At 55.0% G+C, this 1,130-nt stretch carries 1 rRNA gene; it reads left to right on the top strand.

The features are described 5' to 3' along the window. A 16S ribosomal RNA gene (locus SB764_RS38125) occupies window positions 1–1,130 on the top strand; the annotation flags it as partial.

The following is a 1,130-nucleotide window of genomic DNA, read 5'->3' as shown; positions in this document are numbered from 1 at the left end:
GTTGGTGAGGTAACGGCTCACCAAGGCGACGATGCGTAGCCGACCTGAGAGGGTGATCGGCCACACTGGGACTGAGACACGGCCCAGACTCCTACGGGAGGCAGCAGTAGGGAATCTTCCGCAATGGACGAAAGTCTGACGGAGCAACGCCGCGTGAGTGATGAAGGTTTTCGGATCGTAAAGCTCTGTTGTTAGGGAAGAACAAGTGCCGTTCAAATAGGGCGGCACCTTGACGGTACCTAACCAGAAAGCCACGGCTAACTACGTGCCAGCAGCCGCGGTAATACGTAGGTGGCAAGCGTTGTCCGGAATTATTGGGCGTAAAGGGCTCGCAGGCGGTTTCTTAAGTCTGATGTGAAAGCCCCCGGCTCAACCGGGGAGGGTCATTGGAAACTGGGGAACTTGAGTGCAGAAGAGGAGAGTGGAATTCCACGTGTAGCGGTGAAATGCGTAGAGATGTGGAGGAACACCAGTGGCGAAGGCGACTCTCTGGTCTGTAACTGACGCTGAGGAGCGAAAGCGTGGGGAGCGAACAGGATTAGATACCCTGGTAGTCCACGCCGTAAACGATGAGTGCTAAGTGTTAGGGGGTTTCCGCCCCTTAGTGCTGCAGCTAACGCATTAAGCACTCCGCCTGGGGAGTACGGTCGCAAGACTGAAACTCAAAGGAATTGACGGGGGCCCGCACAAGCGGTGGAGCATGTGGTTTAATTCGAAGCAACGCGAAGAACCTTACCAGGTCTTGACATCCTCTGACAATCCTAGAGATAGGACGTCCCCTTCGGGGGCAGAGTGACAGGTGGTGCATGGTTGTCGTCAGCTCGTGTCGTGAGATGTTGGGTTAAGTCCCGCAACGAGCGCAACCCTTGATCTTAGTTGCCAGCATTCAGTTGGGCACTCTAAGGTGACTGCCGGTGACAAACCGGAGGAAGGTGGGGATGACGTCAAATCATCATGCCCCTTATGACCTGGGCTACACACGTGCTACAATGGACAGAACAAAGGGCAGCGAAACCGCGAGGTTAAGCCAATCCCACAAATCTGTTCTCAGTTCGGATCGCAGTCTGCAACTCGACTGCGTGAAGCTGGAATCGCTAGTAATCGCGGATCAGCATGCCGCGGTGAATACG

The sequence above is a fragment of the Paraburkholderia sp. SIMBA_027 genome, assembly GCF_046535315.1.
Lineage (GTDB): Bacteria > Pseudomonadota > Gammaproteobacteria > Burkholderiales > Burkholderiaceae > Paraburkholderia > Paraburkholderia tropica.
Note: the sequence above shows the minus strand (reverse complement) of the source record. Positions and strands in the feature narration are given on the sequence as shown.